12 protein-coding genes are annotated in these 19208 nt (G+C 43.8%); 6 read left to right on the forward strand and 6 right to left on the reverse strand.

Features of this window, described 5'->3' with window-relative positions:
* Positions 1–114: 114 nt before the first annotated feature.
* From araA to J8Z28_RS17425, 3 genes are read right to left on the reverse strand one after another with little or no spacing between them, the layout of a single operon-like run.
* Positions 115–1614 (reverse strand): L-arabinose isomerase, encoded by a 1500-nt coding sequence (gene araA / locus J8Z28_RS17415; RefSeq protein ID WP_062566354.1) that lies wholly within the window; start codon positions 1612–1614, stop codon positions 115–117.
* 23 nt (positions 1615–1637) lie between these two features.
* Complete coding sequence (locus J8Z28_RS17420; protein WP_062566355.1) at positions 1638–2333, reverse strand: L-ribulose-5-phosphate 4-epimerase; 696 nt, start codon at positions 2331–2333, stop codon at positions 1638–1640.
* Positions 2330–3982: a ribulokinase gene (locus J8Z28_RS17425; protein ID WP_054562996.1), complete on the reverse strand. Its 1653-nt coding sequence runs from the start codon at positions 3980–3982 to the stop codon at positions 2330–2332. Before J8Z28_RS17425 ends, J8Z28_RS17420 begins: the two co-directional genes overlap by 4 nt.
* A 231-nt stretch (positions 3983–4213) precedes the next feature.
* Between J8Z28_RS17425 and tal the strand changes: the two genes are divergently transcribed.
* On the forward strand, positions 4214–5167 hold the full coding sequence (gene tal, locus J8Z28_RS17430) for a transaldolase (protein ID WP_062566356.1): 954 nt from the start codon (positions 4214–4216) through the stop codon (positions 5165–5167).
* Positions 5168–5288: 121 nt separating this feature from the next.
* Here tal and tkt read toward each other — a convergent pair whose 3' ends face one another.
* Positions 5289–7289 carry a transketolase gene (tkt, locus tag J8Z28_RS17435; RefSeq protein WP_062566357.1) on the reverse strand — a complete coding sequence of 667 codons (2001 nt, stop codon included), beginning with the start codon at positions 7287–7289 and terminating at the stop codon, positions 5289–5291.
* 354 nt (positions 7290–7643) lie between these two features.
* Between tkt and J8Z28_RS17440 the strand changes: the two genes are divergently transcribed.
* The 5 genes from J8Z28_RS17440 (at position 7644) to J8Z28_RS21875 (ending at position 15922) form a co-directional block, all read left to right on the forward strand.
* Positions 7644–8531 (forward strand): MipA/OmpV family protein, encoded by an 888-nt coding sequence (locus tag J8Z28_RS17440; RefSeq protein WP_156426497.1) that lies wholly within the window; start codon positions 7644–7646, stop codon positions 8529–8531.
* A complete protein-coding gene (locus J8Z28_RS17445; protein WP_062566359.1) occupies positions 8531–8914 on the forward strand; it encodes a DUF3019 domain-containing protein in 384 nt (127 codons plus the stop codon). The genes J8Z28_RS17440 and J8Z28_RS17445 overlap by 1 nt, the downstream gene beginning before the upstream one ends.
* A complete protein-coding gene (locus J8Z28_RS17450; RefSeq protein ID WP_062566360.1) occupies positions 8914–9624 on the forward strand; it encodes a response regulator transcription factor in 711 nt (236 codons plus the stop codon). The genes J8Z28_RS17445 and J8Z28_RS17450 overlap by 1 nt, the downstream gene beginning before the upstream one ends.
* A gap of 6 nt (positions 9625–9630) precedes the next feature.
* Positions 9631–10815 (forward strand): ATP-binding protein, encoded by a 1185-nt coding sequence (locus J8Z28_RS17455; RefSeq protein WP_167542021.1) that lies wholly within the window; start codon positions 9631–9633, stop codon positions 10813–10815.
* Positions 10816–10975: 160 nt separating this feature from the next.
* A complete protein-coding gene (locus tag J8Z28_RS21875) occupies positions 10976–15922 on the forward strand; it encodes a S8 family serine peptidase (protein ID WP_062566362.1) in 4947 nt (1648 codons plus the stop codon).
* A 63-nt stretch (positions 15923–15985) separates the two neighbouring features.
* Here the strand turns inward: J8Z28_RS21875 and J8Z28_RS17475 are convergent, their stop codons facing one another.
* Complete coding sequence (locus J8Z28_RS17475; RefSeq protein WP_062566363.1) at positions 15986–17131, reverse strand: acetyltransferase domain-containing protein; 1146 nt, start codon at positions 17129–17131, stop codon at positions 15986–15988.
* Complete coding sequence (locus tag J8Z28_RS17480) at positions 17121–19205, reverse strand: TonB-dependent siderophore receptor (RefSeq protein WP_062566364.1); 2085 nt, start codon at positions 19203–19205, stop codon at positions 17121–17123. Before J8Z28_RS17480 ends, J8Z28_RS17475 begins: the two co-directional genes overlap by 11 nt.
* Positions 19206–19208 lie beyond the last annotated feature (3 nt).

The raw sequence follows: 19208 nt of genomic DNA on the forward strand, positions 1-19208 counted from the left end.
TTCACAATAGCATAAGCCAGCGAAGAGCGAGGCTCATCACTGGCTTAATCGACAACAAAATTTGGGGTGAACGTGCTCACACACAGCACGTTCTAGTACATAAAGTACTAATTCTTACAGGCCACGTTTTAGCATGTAGTAAGCTGCGTTATGACGAAGCTCTGTTTTGAAACCACGGATCGTCGTATCGTTATCGATGATCATCGTTTCAACGCCAGCCATTTCAGCAAAATCGATAATCATATCGGTTGTTACTGCTTGGCTATATGCAGTGTGGTGTGCACCACCGGCGTGGATCCATGCAGCTGATGCTACAGATAGATTTGGTTTTGGTTCCCAAAGCGCTGAAGCAACCGGTAAGTGAGGTAAATCAGCTGGCGGAGCCACTGTATCTACTTCGTTAATAAGAATACGGAAACGGTTACCCATATCAATTGGTGATACGTTGATTGCAGCACCCGGTTTTGCAGTAAACAATAAACGACCTACATCACATTTCACACCGATAGTGTGCTGGTGAACTTCAAGACGTGGTTTTTGTGCTGCAATTGAAGGACACACTTCTAACATGTGCGCGCCAAGTACTTGGTCAGTTTCACCCATGTTGTAAGTGTAATCTTCCATGAATGAACAACCGCCCTCACGGCCTTCACCCATTACTTTCATGATGCGAACCATAGCAGCTGTTTTCCAGTCACCCTCACCACCGTAACCATAGCCTTTCGACATTAGTCGCTGTGTAGCAAGACCAGGAAGACCAGAAAGACCTGATAAGTCTTCAAAACAGTTAGTGAATGCTTTAAAGCCGCCTTTCTCTAAGAAACGCTCCATACCAAGCTCTAAACGTGCTTCGTTGCGTAGCATTTTCACTGCGTAATCGTCTTGTAGAGTTTCGTCAGCAATTACGTAGTCTTGCTTATAAAGCTCTAACTGTGCATCAACTTCTTCTTCAGTGATAGTATCAACCACTTTTACAAGCTCAGCGACACCAAAGGCGTGTACTTCATAACCAAAAGTAATTTGCGCTGAAACTTTGTTACCTTCAGTAACTGCAACTTGACGCATGTTGTCGCCAAAACGCGCAACTTTAAGTGTTTGGCTTTCTGCCCAACCTTTTGCCGCACGACACCAGTCATCTAACTGCTGTTGTACGTCAGCACGTTGCCAGTGACCTGCAACAACTTTACGCTCTTTACGCATTACAGTACCGATGAAACCGAACTCACGGTCACCGTGTGCACTTTGGTGCGTATTCATGTAGTTCATGTTGATGTCAGACCAAGGAAGGGCTGCATTGAACTGAGTATGAAGGTGTAACCAAGGCTTACGTAATTCGCTTAGGCCAGCAATCCACATTTTCGCAGGTGAGAAAGTGTGCATCCATAAAACTAAACCAACACAGTTAGGATCCGTATTTGCCGCTTGGCAAACAGCGTGAATTTCTTCAGGTGACTTAACGGTAGGCTTACATACCAAGTTTACTGGTAGATTAGCTTCGCTGTTTAAGCCCGCTACAATTGCTTCGCTGTCTTTGGCAACCGTTTCTAACACCTTAGGACCATAAAGATGTTGTGAGCCGGTAACAAACCAGACTTCTTTCGTCATCGTCGTCATGTTAATAATCCTCTAAATTCTTGCTATTTGCTCTGACCGTAATACGCGTTTTTACCGTGCTTACGTAGATAATGTTTATCCATCACTGCTTTTTTAAGTTCAGCTGCGTGTGGATCTAAAGTGCGTGTTAAATACGCCATGCGTGCAATCTCTTCGAGTAGCGCGGCATGGTATACAGACTGAGCGGCATCTTTACCCCACGTGAAAGGCGCATGACCCGCAACAATCACCATAGGTGCAGCTTTCGGATCGCGGTCTTGATACGCATCAGTAATTTGAATACCGGTTTCTAATTCATAATCGCCATTCACTTGCTCATCGGTTAGCTCACGAGTACAGGTGATGTCACCGTGTACATAGTCAGCGTGAGTTGTGCCAAGACAAGGAATGCTTTGTTTTGCTTGCGCCCATGCAGTTGCATAGGTCGAATGCGTGTGTGTTACACCGCCAATTGAATCAAAGTGGCGATATAAATGAACATGTGTTTTGGTGTCAGAAGACGGACGCATAGAACCTTCAACAATGTTGTTTTCAAGGTCAACGATCACCATGTCGTCGGCTTTCATTTGGTCGTACGAAACACCACTTGGTTTAATCGCAATCACGCCTTTGTCGCGGTCGATTTGCGATACGTTACCAAAGGTATAAATTACTAAGCCACGACGTTGCAGCTCCATGTTCGCTTCATAGACTTCACGTTTTAGTTCATTAAAACTCATGCTTTGTCTCCGTTTACATAGCTTGCAAGTGCTTGGTAGTTGGCATAAAGCTCGTCATACACAGCAACGCGCTCAGGGTTTGGTAAATACTGATGACATACAGACGACGCCATCACTTTTTGAGCATCTGCCACTGTTGCGTGCTCACCCGCAGCAACCGCAGCCATAATTGCTGCACCCAATGCACAGCTTTGCTCACTTTCTAAAACGTCGATTGGGCAGTTCCAAACATCAGCACAAGTTTGCATTACGTAATCTGATTTTTTAGAGATACCGCCGATAACAACCACTGACTCGATTGGTACGCCTTCGCTACGGAAACGCTCAGTGATAGCACGTGCGCCAAAGGCAGTTGCTTCAACAAGTGCTTTGAAGAACTTAGGTGCATCAGTGCCCATTTTTAAGCCTGTTAATGCCATGGCAACGCTTTGGTCAGCATCTGGCGTACGACGACCATTTACCCAATCAAGCGCAGTTACATCGTTGCTTGTTACAGGCAGTGCTGCCGCTGCTTTTGATAGATCAACTAAGATTGAATCTTCTAGCTTGTTAACTAACGCTTGTTCAGCGTCAGATAGATTTGTAAGTTGGCGAGTTGGCCAAAGTACTAGGTTTTTGAACCATGCGTATAAGTCACCGAATGCAGATTGACCGGCTTCTAAGCCAATTAACCCTGGGATCACTGAGCCATCAACTTGACCACAAATACCTTTAACGCAAGTATCACCTAGTTGTTCTTTAGACGTTACTGTGATGTCACAAGTTGAAGTACCCATTACTTTAGTTAGAACGCCAGGACGAACATTGGCTGCTACTGCGCCCATGTGACAGTCAAATGCACCGTAACCAATCACGATACCTTGTGGTAAACCTAGCTTCTCGGCCCACTCAGCAGTTAAGTTGCCAGCAACTTGATCGCTTGGCTCTGTAGTTGCATTTAACGTATCAACAACACCATCTAATAGTGGATCGATATTGCTGAAGAAACTGTTTGGTGGGAAACCGCCCCACTGCTCGTTCCACATTTGTTTGTGGCCCGTTGCACAACGACCTAGCTTTAATGCTTCAGGGTGTGTTGTGCCGCACATTAGCGCGGTCATCCAATCGCAGTGCTCAACCCATGAATATGTGGCTGCTTTAACACTGCTATCAACGCGGAAAATATGTAATGCTTTGGCCCAGTACCACTCAGAAGAGTAGATACCGCCCATGTGTGAAAGGTAGTTCACATCATTGTTAGTTGCAGCTTCAGTGATTTCATTTGCTTCTTTAATAGACGTATGGTCTTTCCACAAAATGAACATTGCATTTGGGTTTTCTGCAAATTCTTCAGTTAATGCCAGTGGTGTACCTTGGCTATTAATTGCTACAGGTGTTGAGCCTGTCGTATCAAAGCTCATACCCACTACTTTGTCTGCAGTACCTGCTGGAACTTGTGACCAAAGACCATTAACTACTTCTACAAGGCTATCAATATAGTCTTGTGGATGCTGACGAAACTGATCTTTACTTGGGTCACAATATAAACCTTGTGCCCAGCGCGGGTAGTTTACTAAATGGCTGGCAAGTTCTTCACCAGTCGCAACATCAACGAGTAATGCTCTTACCGAGTCCGACCCGTAGTCTAATCCCAACGTATAACGAGACATAATTACCTTTCACTAATTGCTTACTAACATTGTTAGTCATTATCTTTATTTGTATGATAATATCAACAATACCAGATTGTAAAGGTATTATAAAAATATTATTAACAGGATTATTTGCTGCTGGCGGGCGATTTATTGCGCAGTTTCTCTGGTAGATTAGATTGTTTTTTCAGCACAGATAATAGGTTAAAGCCACTACATTAACTTTTATATGATAAGAATGGGATAACTATGTCTAGTCAATTAGAACAACTTAAAGCAGTGACAACCGTTGTTGCTGACACGGGTGATTTTGAAGCAATCAACGAATATAAACCGCAAGATGCAACAACAAACCCATCACTAATCTTAAACGCGATTCAAATTGAGAAATATCGCCCACTTGCTGCAGAAGCCGTATCATGGGCAAAAGCACAAAGCAGTGACGCAGCTGAAGTTGTAACAAAAGCAGCTGATAAGCTAGCGGTATTAATTGGCTCTAAATTAATGGAGCAAGTGCCAGGTTTAGTTTCAACAGAAGTGGATGCGCGTTTATCATTTGATACTCAAGCAACTGTTGATAAAGCACTTGAGCTTGTTGCTTTATATAAAGAGCAAGGTATCGACACATCACGCGTGTTAATCAAAATTGCTTCAACATGGGAAGGTATTCAAGCAGCTAAGGTACTTGAAGCACAAGGTATCCGTTGTAACCTAACGCTGGTATTTGCATTTGCTCAAGCACGTGCTTGTGCCGAAGTGGGTGCTTACCTAATTTCACCATTCGTTGGTCGTATTCTTGACTGGTACAAAGCACAAGATGCAAGCGCTGATTTCGACGGTGCTAACGATCCGGGCGTTAAGTCAGTAACGCATATCTACAACTACTTCAAAAAGCACGGCTACGAAACGATTGTAATGGGCGCAAGCTTCCGTAACATCGGTGAAATCCAAGAATTAGCAGGTTGTGACCGTTTAACTATCAGCCCTAAGTTACTTGCTGAACTAGCTGCAACTGACGCACCATTAACTCAAAAACTATTACCAGCAACAGAAAAAGCAGAAGCGCCAGCGGCAATGACTGAGCAAGCTTTCCGCTGGGAAATGAATGAAGATGCCATGGCTACTGAAAAACTAAGCCAAGGTATTCGTCAGTTCGCAATTGACCAAGAAAAACTAGAGTCAATCTTAAGCGAATTAGTTTAAACCGATTGTTTAAGCAGCAAAAAGCCCGCAAACCAAAGTTTGCGGGCTTTTTTATTACCTACACATCATCACAAATGTAGGTTTATCGTGTTGCGATTACGATAATTTTTCGCCAGTCACATTATTCAGCAAGTAATGCGTTTGCTTTTGCAACTAGGTTTGCCACTGTGAAACCAAAGTGCTCAAGCAATACGGCACCAGGCGCTGACTCACCAAATGTGTCCATGCCTAGTACATCACCATCTTGGCCAACATACTTGAACCAGAAGTCACGGTGTGCAGCTTCAACAGCAATCTTAGGTGTACCCGCAGGTAACACGCTTTGACGGTATGCTTTATCTTGGCTGTCAAACTGATTAGTTGATGGCATAGATACCACGCGAACTTGCTTGCCTTGTGCTTTTAGCTCAGCAGCAGCATTCACAGCTAACTCTACCTCAGAACCCGTTGCAATAAGGATAAGCTCTGCAGCTTGTTCGCTATCAACAAGTACATAACCCCCTTTTGCAATGTCAGCAACTTGCTGTGCATCACGTGCCATTGCTTTGGTACCCTGACGGCTGAAGATAAGTGAACTTGGGCCTGTTTCTTTTAATAACGATTGACGCCAAGCTACTGCTGTTTCAGTTTCATCACACGGACGCCATGCAGTCATATTTGGTGTCATACGAAGGTTAGCGATTTGCTCGATTGGTTGGTGAGTAGGACCATCTTCACCTTGACCGATTGAGTCATGGGTATACACAAAAATGCTTTGCGCTTTCATTAATGCTGCCATACGTACTGCATTACGTGCGTATTCCATAAACATTAAGAAAGTTGCGCCAAATGGAATGAAGCCACCATGTAATGCAATACCATTCATGATTGCGCTCATACCAAACTCACGTACGCCATAGAATACGTAGTTACCATCAGCTGCATCTTGTAAACCTTTTGCTTCTGGCCATAACGTTAAGTTAGAACCGGCAAGGTCAGCAGAGCCACCCATTAATTCTGGAAGTTGGTTAGCAAAGAAGGTGATCGCGTTTTGTGATGCTTTACGTGTCGCAATGTTTTGCATGTCGGCTTGGCATTTAGCAATGTACTCATCAGCTAATTCAGCGAAGTTAGCTGGTAATGCTTTTTCAAGAACACGACGTGTATATTCTTTTGCAAGTTCAGGATGTGCTTTGCTATAAGCTGCAAACTTTTGCTGCCATGCACCTTCAAGCTCTTGGCCTTTCGCTTGATTATTCCACTCGTTATAAACTTCTTGTGGAACTTCAAATGCAGGGTGCGGCCAGTTTAGCTGCTCACGTACAGCGGCGATTTCGTCGTGACCCAGTGGTGCACCGTGACAGTCGTGGCTACCTGATTTATTTGGCGAGCCAAAACCAATCACTGTTTTACAACAGATTAGTGTTGGTTGCGTAGTGTTGCTTTGTGCCGCTTCGATTGCACCCGCAATTGCATTCATATCGTGACCATCAACATCACGGATAACTTGCCAACCGTAAGATTCAAAACGTGCAGGTGTATCGTCGGTGAACCAACCTTCTACTTCACCATCGATAGAGATGCCATTGTCATCCCAAAATGCGATTAGCTTGCCTAGGCCTAATGTACCTGCCAGCGAACATGCTTCGTGCGAGATACCTTCCATTAAACAGCCGTCACCCATAAAGCAGTAAGTGAAGTGATCAACAATATCAAACTTTGGCTTATTGAATTGTGCTGCTAAAGTTTTTTCAGCGATTGCCATACCAACTGCGTTAGCAATACCAGAACCTAATGGGCCCGTAGTTGTTTCAACACCCGGAGTATAACCATATTCTGGGTGACCCGGTGTTTTTGAGTGAAGCTGACGGAATTGCTTAATATCTTCGATGCTTACGTCGTAACCGCTTAGGTGTAACAATGCATATTGAAGCATTGAACCATGGCCATTTGATAACACAAAGCGGTCACGGTTAGACCAGTCTGGATTTAATGGGTTATGGCGGTGAAAGTTTTGCCACAATACCGCTGCAATATCAGCCATACCCATAGGCGCACCTGGGTGGCCAGAGTTAGCTTGTTGAACGGCATCGACAGCAAGTATGCGAATAGCATTTGCAGATTGAGAACTAGGCAGAGTCATCTTATTAGCTTCCTGTTAATATTATAATATAAATAATATCGCAAAAACTCACTCAAATAGCAACTTAATAAACCGCCATGCCAGTAATGACGTGTATTTAGGGCCATTTTGTACCGCTAAGCGCAGGTTTTAACACCATTTTATTGTTAATAATTTTTTCTAACTAAAGAAATGACGACACCGCTCAAAATAACCAAACCAAATTAGTGAAATATACTTATTTATCAAGCAATTTCCTTAACTAATTTAGGTTACAAAAACCAGACCTTGCTACAATTTGGTACATTATTTCATTGTTCAAGCCATTAATAACAACTTAATGTTAACAGGATTTTTCATTAAGGTTGTTTATTTGTGACTGTTCTAGGTAGTTGCTCACTTGGGCTACGAGTTTTATTTCTAATTAGTGCATTTTGCCTTTCACCAATGGCAAGCAGCACTGACTCTGCGTATTTAGCAGATGAAGGAGTAAGCCTTGGTTTAAGCTTAGGTTATGGTCAACTCGACAACCCGGTTTATAAAAAAGACGACATTCCTCTTTATGCCCTACCGCGCATTGAGGTATTTGCCGGTGACTTTTCATTTGCAAATACTCAGTTTGCTTGGACACCCGTGTGGGGCGATAACTATCAAGTGTCGTTATTCACCCAACTTAATGAAGATGGGCTGTATTTTGCTAAACACTCAGCAGCACTGACCGCGATTAGAACAACCGGCGGCCGCCCCTCAATGACACCGCCACCACCCGGTTCAGGTATCGAAACACCAGCGGTGACAAAGCGCCGCGGTGATATTACTAAAATATCAAAACGTAAACTGTCTGCCATGAGCGGTATTGAAGCTATCGTTGACTGGCAAAGCTGGCGTTTTAGCGCGCATTGGTCAATGGAGCTCACCAACTATCACAAAGGGTTACAAGGCGCATTATCAGCACAGCGCTTGTTTTTGTTTGATCAGCATCTAGTTTTGCTCGGCGCAGAAATACAACATTTAAGTGCTGGTTTAGTGGATTACTACTATGGCAGCGCACAACAAGAGATACGAGCCGGATTTAGCCCTTTTTTAGGTCACTCTAGTCAAAAGTACAGTCTAAAAGCCAGTTACCAATATCAGTTTAATCAACAATGGCAATTTATCAGCGATATAAAATACCAACGCTTATCATCGGGTATTGCCGATAGCCCCCTTATCGATGACAGCAACTTACTGTCTTTTTATGCTGGCTTTGCATGGAATTACTGATGATGTTGCGTACGAAGCTTTTTTCACTCTTATTCATTTGTAGCCTCGCGTTTGTTGGCAGTACATTCGCACAAGCCGGTTATATCGAGGCAACACCAGAAAACTGTGTAACGATAGAGCAAGACTGCGTGATGGATGTATCGATTAATTGGTATACCGAAGTCAGCAAAACGGTGTGCATTCGTGTTACTGATCAACAAATTAGGCTGTTCTGCCAAAAGCCAAATCAAGGGCAGAACTTTGCAATCACAGTGCAAAACAATCGCAACATTGTATTAGAGCTACTTAGCGAACAGCTAGAGCCATTAGAAAGCACTGAAATTAGTTTATTCCACCAGCATGTTAAGAAACGCCGACGTGATATCGCATGGAGTATTTTTTGATGAGCCAGCATACTATTTTATATATTGAAGATGATTTAAAACTTGCCCAACTAGTCTCTAATTATTTAACTGATCATGGCTATACCATTGAACACTTTGAAAGTGGTTGCCATGCCTGTTACCAAGCAAGCTGCAAAAAGTACGACCTAATTTTGCTTGATATCGGATTAGGATCAGAAGATGGTTTTGAGGTATTTAAAGAACTAAAACAATATCAAGATACGCCAATTATTTTTATGACCGCAAGGCAGAGCCAAGTTGATCATATCACTGGCCTTGAGCTAGGCGCCGATGATTACCTAACCAAACCTGTTTCCCCGTCCATTTTATTAGCGCGAATTAACAATACCATTCGCCGCAGCCATGCTGTTAAGCCAACAAGTACCACCCATAACGCCCATAATATTCGCTTTGGTTCTTTAAGTATTAATACTATTCAGCGCGAGGCTTATTTGCATAGCCAGCCACTAGAATTGACCAGTGCAGAGTTCGAAATACTGATCCAACTAGCTCAATCAGCGGGTCAGTTGGTCAGTCGAGATCAGTTATTTGATGGCACTATTGGCCGTAAATATGATGGTCAAAGCCGCACAATCGATGGCCGCATTAGTCGCTTACGCAAAAAACTCGGTGACGAAGCGGTGCCGGCACAAAAAATCGTCACGGTTTGGGGTAAAGGATATATTTTTTCTCCACAAGCGTGGGGTTAATGCAGTTTGCTACGCCTTTTTTGCTATTTGTATTTAACCCTAGCAGTTTGTCTGGGGAGCGCCGCTTGGTTACTAGAAACCTATTTTCCAAGCCCACCGAGTTACAGTACAGAGCAGCAATTAGCAGAGAGTATATTGAGTCTTGCGCCCAATAACCCTGATATTAAACAAACACCTCTGGCGAACTTTTACCTTGGTGAACAATTACAGGCATCACTTTTAGCAGGTCAGGTAATTAGCGTTAACGATGCTAATAACAACCTTTACTTTCATAAACTTGCCGATGATAGACAGACCTTATTAAGCATTGGCCCCTACAGCCAGCCTGCTGATCAGGGCTATCAGTCTTTAGTAAGCCTTCTGTTTTACTCTAGCCTTGCCTTAGCTGTGGTGATTTTTACAGGCCCACTGCTGTTTGACTTAAATAAGCTACGCAAAGCCAGTAGTAAAATGTCTAATGCCGACTTTACAGCACAAGTCCACTTCACACGTTTTAGCTTGCTAAAGAGCATTGGCGATACCTTCGATAACATGGCATTAGCGCTTCATAACCGTAATCAAAGCCAACGCGAATTGATCAATGCTGTTTCTCATGACTTTTTAACGCCTATTTCACGGGCTAAATTCGCCCTCGAAGCAGTCGTTGATAACAACGCTTATCGGCACAGTGTGTTGCAAGACATTATTGAACTTGAGCTTTTAGTCGAAGAGTTTTTAACCTATGCCGAGCTTGAACAATGCGAACCCACCTTGTTAGTGAAAGACTACTGCCCAGACGAGCTATTACAGCCCTGCATTACTAAGTTTCAAAGCTATAGCCCTTTGGCTATTCGTCTTGACTGCGAATTAACAGCCATTTGCGTTGATAAACAAAGCTTTCAACGCTTATTGCAAAACTTACTCGGCAACGCGGTTCGCTTTGCTAAAACGCAAATTCATATCAGGCTTTCACAATGCGAAAACGGCACTTTGTTAGTGATTGAAGATGATGGCCCAGGGATCCCAGAACATATGCGCGCCAGCCTCATGCAACCATTTTCTAAAACCGCTTCGGTGCACCAAACAGGCTACCAAGGTGTTGGCCTTGGCTTATCAATCGTTAAGCAACTATGCCTATGGAATAACGCAAAGTTTAGCCTAGATAACGCACAAACCTTAAGCGGAGCAAGAGCAAGCATCTTGTTTCGATAAACAGTTTTTCGGTAAAAATGTACCAAGCTGTAACAGTGTGTGCCAATTGTTTACATTTCATTGATGTTATAGTCACAACTCAACACTATCCCTACTGATTACAACCGTTCGCCGTTAGCGCGAGCTCATAATTATAATCCTTCGAGGGAAGTTAGATCACATGTTCAATATGAAAAAAGTATCAGTGATGGTCGCATCTGCACTTTACTTAGGTGTAGGTACGTCTGCTGCTGCGCTAAATGACCAGGCATGGCCAGAACAGCCAGCAGGCTATGCGCCAAAGCAAACCGTTACCAATGAATTTGTGTGGGAAGACAAGGTTAATAACACAGTTAAAAAACAAAGCCGCGTTTTCACACCAGAGAAAGATATTAGTGGTATTCAAACTTATATCGTGCAACTGGACGATGCACCAATTTCGACTTACCAAGGTGGTGTTAAAGGGCTTGCGAGCACTAAAGATGTGGTAATGCAGACGCAACAAGCAACAACACGCTCAACGCTTAATATGGCGCAGCCTGCTATCGCAACTTACGCTAACCACCTAGCAAGTAAGCGCCAATCAGTACTGAGTACTGCGATGAGTCAACAAGGCTTACAGCTAAATGTTGAGCGCACATTCAATGTGACATTAAACGGTTTCACCACCCAAATGACACAAGATGAAGCGAAGCGCCTTGCTAAAGTGGCTGGTGTTAAGAAGATCACTCGCTCAAAAATCTACAGCCTAAATACTTTTAATACCATTGAGCAAACCGGTGCTTCTGCACTGTGGAGCACAAGTGCTAGCAACCCGAGCAGCAACAAAGGTGAAGGCACGGTTGTCGGTATCATCGATACGGGTATCAATACCGATCACCCATCATTTGCAGCTGTAGGTGGCGATGGCTACACTCACACCAACCCTCTAGGCGACAAGTACCTAGGTGACTGTGCAACCGCTGAATTTGCTGATCTGTGTAACGACAAGCTAATTGGTGTGTACTCATACCCTGAGATCACCGCAGCCTACGTTGATACTGTATTTGAAGAGACTCGCCCAGAAAATGGTGAAGACTATCATAGCCATGGTTCACACGTTGCAGGTACAGCGGCAGGTAATATCCTTTACGATATTCCTTACAAACTGACTGAGTATGAAAGCCAATCATCTGGTTTAGAAACCAATGTAACTTTCCCGCAAGTATCAGGTATGGCGCCACACGCTAATATCATTTCATACCAAGTATGTTGGCCGGGTGGTTCTGGTGACCCTTATGCAGGCTGTCCAACAAGCGCAATCTTAGCTGCTGTAGAACAAGCAGCGATTGATAATGTTGACGTACTGAATGCTTCATTAGGTGGCCTTGAAGAAGACCCATGGAGCGACCCAATTGAGCAAGCGTTCATGAATGCAGCTGAAACCGGTGTATTTGTGGCGGTAGCGGCAGGTAACAGCGGCCCAGAATATTCAACGGCTGACCACTCTTCACCTTGGGTAACCACAGTTGCAGCTCATACGCCTTCAACTAAAGTCAATTTTGGTAACAAACAACTTAAAAACCTAACTGGTGGCGATACTGCAGCGCCAGGACCATTTGCTGGTGCAGGTGTAAACTTTAACGAGCTAACAGGTTTAATCGTTGCCGCAACTGACTTTGAAAATCCAAATGAAAGCTCAAGCTATGCGCTTGCCAACTGTGACAAGCCATTCCCTGAAGGGACATTTGATTTAGTTGATGACCCAGCAACCGCTATCGACGAAAGTGCGCAAGATGTAATTGTCGTATGTAAGCGTAGCTCTTACCCGCTGTACTCTAAATCGCTAAACGTAGAAGCAGGTGGTGCTGAAGGTTTAATTATTTATAACCATGTATCATTCTACGATCGCTACACGATTCCTTCAGTGACTTACCCTATTCCTACCATTCACATTAAAAACGTCGATGGTACGAGCTTACTTGACTGGCTAAGCACAGGCGACAGCCACATGGGTACCATTGAAGCAACCGAAGGTACTGTAGATGCTGTAGATAAAGACCGCATTGCTTACTTCTCTGGCCGTGGCCCATCATACTTTGGTTTTGACACCTTACTTGTAGACGTTGCGGCTCCGGGTGTTGATATCTATGCGCCATCATCAGACGATCAACCATTTACTAGCAACCCTGCAACTTCAGACTGGCAATCTATGTCTGGTACATCAATGGCAAGCCCACACGTTGCGGGTGCGGCAGCATTGTTAAAACAATCTCATCCTGATTGGACACCAATGCAAATTCAATCAGCATTGATGTTAACTGCAAACAATCAAGTTGCTTTAGCACAGTACCTAAACAACTACACCGATGATGGCTTTGATGCTGCCCTTGCTGAAATGGGTTCGGGTAAAATGCAAGTTGAGCGTGCTGATAAAGCAGGCCTATTGCTTGATGAAACCATTGCTAACATGAATGCTGCTAACCCAAGCCTTGGTGGCCGTGAAAAAGCACTAAACACAGCTTACATGGTTGATAATGACTGTGGCTTTAAGTGTACGTTTATCAGAACCTTTACAGCGACAGAAGACGCAAGCTGGACACTTCATACAGAAAACTGGATTGGTAATAGCAAAATTAGTGTTGAGCCAAGCAACTTTGATATTAAAGCAGGTGAGACACAAAGCATTGTTGTTACGGTTGAAGCAAGCCAACAAGCAACACCACAAGAAATTGTTGATTACACAGGTAACCAAGGTCAAATCGTAATGACCTCAAGCAATCCTGAATCACCAGTTTTAGAAATGCCTGTATGGACTTTCGCTGGTGATACCGGTTTACCAGAGTATATTCAAATTGATGCTCACCGCCGCTCTGCGACGATGAAAGTGGGTCCATTCAATACTGATGAAATTAGCAACCTAACCACACAATCGTACGGCTTAGTAAAAGGCCAAGTTGAAACAGTACACCTATTCAACGACACCACACCAGGCGACCCATTCGATAGCGTAGAGGTTGAAGGTGAAGGCGAAGCTGTGAACAACAACCACATACAGTGGACGACAGTGCCAGAAGGCGCAAAAATGCTAAGCGCAAGCGTGATGAACGACACGTCACGTGTACTTGTGTTCATGGGTAAAGATAGTAACGGTGATGGCATTGCGTCTTATGAAGAAACGCTATGTATGTCAACGAGCTACACCCTAACTAACTTCTGTAATATTGTTGACCCTGAAGCGGGTGAATACTTTACGCTATACATGAGCCTACAGACTCTATCGTATGGTGAAGTTGATGAAGGTATCGAAGTATCATTTGCGACAGCGGTGACCACTGAAGACAATGGTTCATTAACCGTAACAGGCCCAAGCAGCGTACCGGGTTATGACCAGCTTGAGCTTGACCTTGCTTATAACCTACCTGATATGGAAGTGGGCGATATCTACTTTGGTGGCTTTGATATTGGTAGCAACCCAGAAGATGCGGGTAATCTTGGTTTTGTGCCTGTGATCATCGAGCAAGTTGATAAAGACGTGACCTTTACAGCTAACAAAGACAAAGCATTTGTGGGTGATTTAGTTGACTTCGAAATCAGCGTTATTGCTAATAACGAAGATGAAGCGCGTCAATTTGCACTAAACACTGAGTTCCCTGCGGGCGTAGACATTGTTCCTGACAGCATTGTCGCATCTAACTCAACGCCAGTAACACCAATGTTAGATAGCAACGCTCTAGCACTAGTTGGTGTTCAAGAGACGACTAAAAATGTTGAGCGTAATTATAACATTACCACCAACATCACAGACGAAATGTGTTCATTAACATCGGCGCATTCACCAGATCCTCACTACCTAGAACTACGTGAGCTTGGCTGGCGTACACTAGAAGGTGTTGAAGGTCGTTACTACAACGAGTTTGAGTACACATTTAAAGAAATCATGAACACTAACCTTGATGTGTCATTCCCATTCTTTAATAAGTACCACTTTGACTCAATTAAACTTAACCCAGCTGGCTTAGTCACATTTGGTTCGCAAGGCCGTACAACGCCATTCCACGTTGAACTGCCTGAGGGTTACACTCAGCCGCCACCGCCGCCTTACCTAATCGCACCTTTCTGGGTTGGTGACAACATGATCCCAGAGCGTGTTGACGGTGGTTACGGTAACTATGACGCCAACGCAGGTATCACACCAACTTACACAGTATCGCGTGAGTGGTTAGTACTTGAGTGGGATAATATCCAGCGTTCAAGAACTGAAGGCCAATCTGTTGACGTTGAAATGTTCATGCGCATGGGCATTGACTATGAGCCAGGTGAATACGAGCTACTTTTTGCTTACGACAACCTAAGCTTAGTTGATGCACAAGGTTCTATCGGCTTGAAAGCTGCTGATGGTCGTGGCTTTATCAGTGGTGATATTCCAATCGATTTAAACATCGGTAACAAGTACGGCTTCGACAATATGGACGAAGTACTACACGACAAACTGGTTGTGTGTCTTGACTACACAGGTCCTGAGATTTCTAAGTTTGACGTGAAATTCCAAGCGTACATTGGTGAGCAAGCGGCGAATCAAACGCATCAACTATCACTTACAAATGGTTTAGTTGGCGCAGATGATGAAACCATCACCCTTGACCTAGAAGTTATCGGTAACCTAGAAATGGCAGCCTTAACTGATATGTCGGTGGCAGAGAACGAAACGATTAGTTTTGACGTGCTTTATGCTGACGAAAACCAAGTGAGCAACCAAATCGAAGTGTTAGGCGAAAACTTCACTTATGAAGTATCTGGTCACACATCAGGTAGCACTGTGACTATCACGCCAGCGGCGCACTTCCATGGTGATATTGATGTAACAGTAAAAGTTAGCGACAGCGTTAACCCAACTGATGCAGCAATGAGTTCATTTGTATTATCGGTGATGTCTGATGGTGAAGAGCTTGGCTGTACTGATAGCTCAGCAACTAACTATGATGAAAGCGCCAATACTGACGATGGTAGCTGTACTTTCCCTGAGGCGGTGATTCCAGAAGCAGAGATTGAAAAAGACAAGAAATCATCAAGCGGTTCATTCGGCTGGTTACTACTAGCAGTTGCACCACTGATGGCACTTCGTCGTAAAAAACCTCGAATTAACTAAGGATTAGTTAATTAGGATAGTAAGTAGGTAATGCCGATATGCTTAGCATATCGGCATTTTTCGTTATAAATACTTTAACCAAGGCTTGTTAGCCTTACGCTTGTATTCACTAAACTTCTTGGTTGGCCAATAAAGCCCTACAGCCAACAACAAAGTAATAAACCATATACCTGATATATCACTGACTCCTAAATATTGCCCTTGATTTGCCCCCCAGATCAGCATGCCTATTTGATACATAAATAGCAGTACATAGAGGTGGAAAATATAAAAGAACATAGGCACAGAGCCATATACACGTAGCCCATTAGTAAAGCGGTTGAGTGGTCTTTCAAATAACCACAAGCCTACAAACATGCCTGCTAACGTGATCAGCAAAAAGCTCAGTGATGGTGGGTACTTAGTCACGTTAAACACCGACATCATGGTTTCGGTTGTAGTGCTAAACGTTTGCCACGGCAAGGTTTCACCATAGATATTAAAACCACGCAGCAGCGAAAATAATCCCACACATAACAGGGCTAACAGTAGTAATGCTCGTTTACGCGAATCTGCCGATTGGGTGTGCGCATATAAAGGACCTGCACAGTAACCCAATAAGATAACGCCAACCCAAGGCAGCACTGGGTAGCTAATTTTGACGTCGATTAAACCGCCTTGTGATAGATAGCCTCGGTCATGCAAAATCGTCCACAGCGAGTAACCAAACTCATCGGGCGTAAAGCTGATTGGAGTCAGTAAGTTGTGACCAAATACAATAACTAAACCAAGCACCAGCAATAGGTTGCGTGGCAGCTTAATCAATGCTGCTAACACCAGCATACAAAGGCCAATCGCCCACATCACTTGTAGCCAAATGGTGTGATAGTAACCCATCCACGAAAAACAAATCAGTGTCACTTCGAGGGCGATTAAAAAAAGCCCTCGCTTGATTAAAAAGCTTCGTGCTGAGCGCGCCACGCCACTTGCTGGGTGACTATAAAGCCACGCCGACAAACCGGTTAAAAAGATAAAGGTTGGTGCACAAAAGTGCGCGGCAAAGCGGCTCCAAAACAGCCCCGGCGAAGTTGTATCAACCACCATGGGATCGGCCACCTGCATGTGCAAGAAAAATCGCTCTCGCACATGATCAAGTAGCATCAGCAGAATAACGACACCACGCATGATGTCGATACTGTGAATACGGCTTTTAACTTGCTCAGAAGTCATAACTTACGCCAAGTTTAAATTGCGTCGGCGCCCCTGGGTAGGCCCACAATGCATTGTAAGAACTAGCAATATACTGCTCATCAAACACGTTATCGACATTTAATGATACCGTAGTACGTTCAGCCGCTCGCCATTTAGCAAATAAACCAACAGTTTGGTAACTCGGTAAACGGAAGGTAAGATCAGCTGGGTCGCCCAAACGGTCAGACACATATTGATAATGACCACCAATCTTTATGTCTTGTGCGAATACACTTAGGTCATGGTTTAAGCCAATCGAAAGGTTATTCTTTGGTACGTTCACAAGTGGGCTACCTTTAGGAATTGGCACTAACCAATCAACATTTAGACTGTCTGTTGCAGTCTCTGCATCAACATAGGCATAAGATAGGTTGTACTCGGTATTGTCACCCAATGAACCTGTTAAATCTAACTCAAAACCTGTGCTATTTGCTTTACCTACAGGTGTTGAATAACCCACATTTACTGGATCTGCCACCAGCATGTTGCTCTTGCTTGCATCAAAATAAGCAAGCGTACCGCTGATATTGGCGTAGCTAAATTTAACACCCACTTCAAACGAGTCACTTTCTTCAAAACCGAATGGATTACCTTCTGCATCGGTGCCACTCAGTGGTAAAAAGCCTTCTGAATAGCTTGAGTAAAGGTTAATGTCGTCATTAAGTGCGTAAACCACACCAAAACGTGGACTAATGCGGTTTTCTTTGCTGTTTGATGCCACACCAGACTTAGTTTCAAAGATATCTTGCTCAATTTCATCAAAACGCAGACCTAACATCACTTTTAAGTTATCGGTTAGATCTAGTTGGTCTTGCAGGTAAATACCGTACGCATTTTGCTGTTCGTTATTTTCGTACTGCATGCCCACTTCAGGGCCTTCAGTAGTGCTGTACTCTGGTTCATAAATATCAATGGTGTAAGTGCCATTACCACCACGGTAGCGATAAAGCCCAGTGCGCAGCTCATAGTCGTAACCGTCAACACCAATCAATACATGGTTGGTGATACCGGCAACATCAAAGTGACCGCTTAACTCAAAACGCAGCGATAAATCATCAGACTCATAGTCACGGTATCTGTGCTGGCGAGTTAAAGTTCTACCATCATCAAATAATGACTGACGCGATGGTGAAAGCTCAGCATCTGACGAATAACCCGTTAACGTTGCAGTACGGTAACTAGCACCTAATAACAAGCTCCAATCTTGGTTTAGCTCGTTGCTGTAATTTAATTGATGGCCGCGTGAGTGCACTTTGGTTGGTGCATCATTTGGGTTACCTAAAAAGCGTGACTCAGGTACGGTATCAAAATCACCATTTAACACCACAATACCGCGGTCATACATTTGCTGTTGATCAACATACTCAAACTCATAAGTCAGTGATGAGTTATCGTTGATTTGATAATAAAGCGAAGGCGTAATCACGAATTTGTCGTGGTGTACATAGTCTCTGAAGCTGTCACTGTCTTGCCATGCGCCATTGATACGAAATGCTAAATCATCGCTTAAACCATTAGTGTAATCACCTTGAATACGCTTGTGATCATCGCTACCGAACTCAGCTTGAAGTTGCCCTTGCTGATAAAACTGTGGCTTTTTAGTAATAATGTTTACTGTACCACCTGGCTCCGAACGGCCATAGAGTGCTGAGCCAGGTCCTTTTAATACTTCGATGTATTCAATGTTTGATACATCACGTGGGCCTGCAAAGCCGCGACCACCACTAAAACCGTTAACTAAGTACCCAGACGGCATATTTTCGTTACCTGACAAACCACGAATTGAATAGCTATCCCACAGCGCGCCACCATTATTCTTACGGGTAATACTGGCAGAAAAATCCAGTGCATCACGAAACTTAGTAATACCGTTATCAGTCATCATGTCTTTACTTAATGTGGTGATCGACTGCGGTAAATCTTTTGTTGGAATATCACCACGAAACGTCTGTTTATGTTCAATGGTGATCGTTTCGATATCGCTGTTATCAGCTGCATGTGTATTCGCTGCAAACGCCGCAGCTAAGGCTAAACTAAGAGTTGAGTACTTCATAAG

Origin of the sequence: Pseudoalteromonas sp. SCSIO 43088 (assembly GCF_023650795.1) — a bacterium.
Classification (GTDB): Bacteria; Pseudomonadota; Gammaproteobacteria; order Enterobacterales; family Alteromonadaceae; genus Pseudoalteromonas; species Pseudoalteromonas shioyasakiensis.

Excerpts from the sequence above, each read along its gene's own strand:
- araA (WP_062566354.1), bottom strand. The coding sequence starts at position 1,614 with ATGACGACGATGACGAAAGAAGTCTGGTTTGTTACCGGCTCACAACAT.
- J8Z28_RS17420 (WP_062566355.1), bottom strand. The coding sequence starts at position 2,333 with ATGAGTTTTAATGAACTAAAACGTGAAGTCTATGAAGCGAACATGGAG.
- J8Z28_RS17425 (WP_054562996.1), bottom strand. The coding sequence starts at position 3,982 with ATGTCTCGTTATACGTTGGGATTAGACTACGGGTCGGACTCGGTAAGA.
- tal (WP_062566356.1), top strand. The coding sequence starts at position 4,214 with ATGTCTAGTCAATTAGAACAACTTAAAGCAGTGACAACCGTTGTTGCT.
- tkt (WP_062566357.1), bottom strand. The coding sequence starts at position 7,289 with ATGACTCTGCCTAGTTCTCAATCTGCAAATGCTATTCGCATACTTGCT.
- J8Z28_RS17445 (WP_062566359.1), top strand. The coding sequence starts at position 8,531 with ATGATGTTGCGTACGAAGCTTTTTTCACTCTTATTCATTTGTAGCCTC.
- J8Z28_RS17450 (WP_062566360.1), top strand. The coding sequence starts at position 8,914 with ATGAGCCAGCATACTATTTTATATATTGAAGATGATTTAAAACTTGCC.
- J8Z28_RS21875 (WP_062566362.1), top strand. The coding sequence starts at position 10,976 with ATGTTCAATATGAAAAAAGTATCAGTGATGGTCGCATCTGCACTTTAC.
- J8Z28_RS17475 (WP_062566363.1), bottom strand. The coding sequence starts at position 17,131 with ATGACTTCTGAGCAAGTTAAAAGCCGTATTCACAGTATCGACATCATG.
- J8Z28_RS17480 (WP_062566364.1), bottom strand. The coding sequence starts at position 19,205 with ATGAAGTACTCAACTCTTAGTTTAGCCTTAGCTGCGGCGTTTGCAGCG.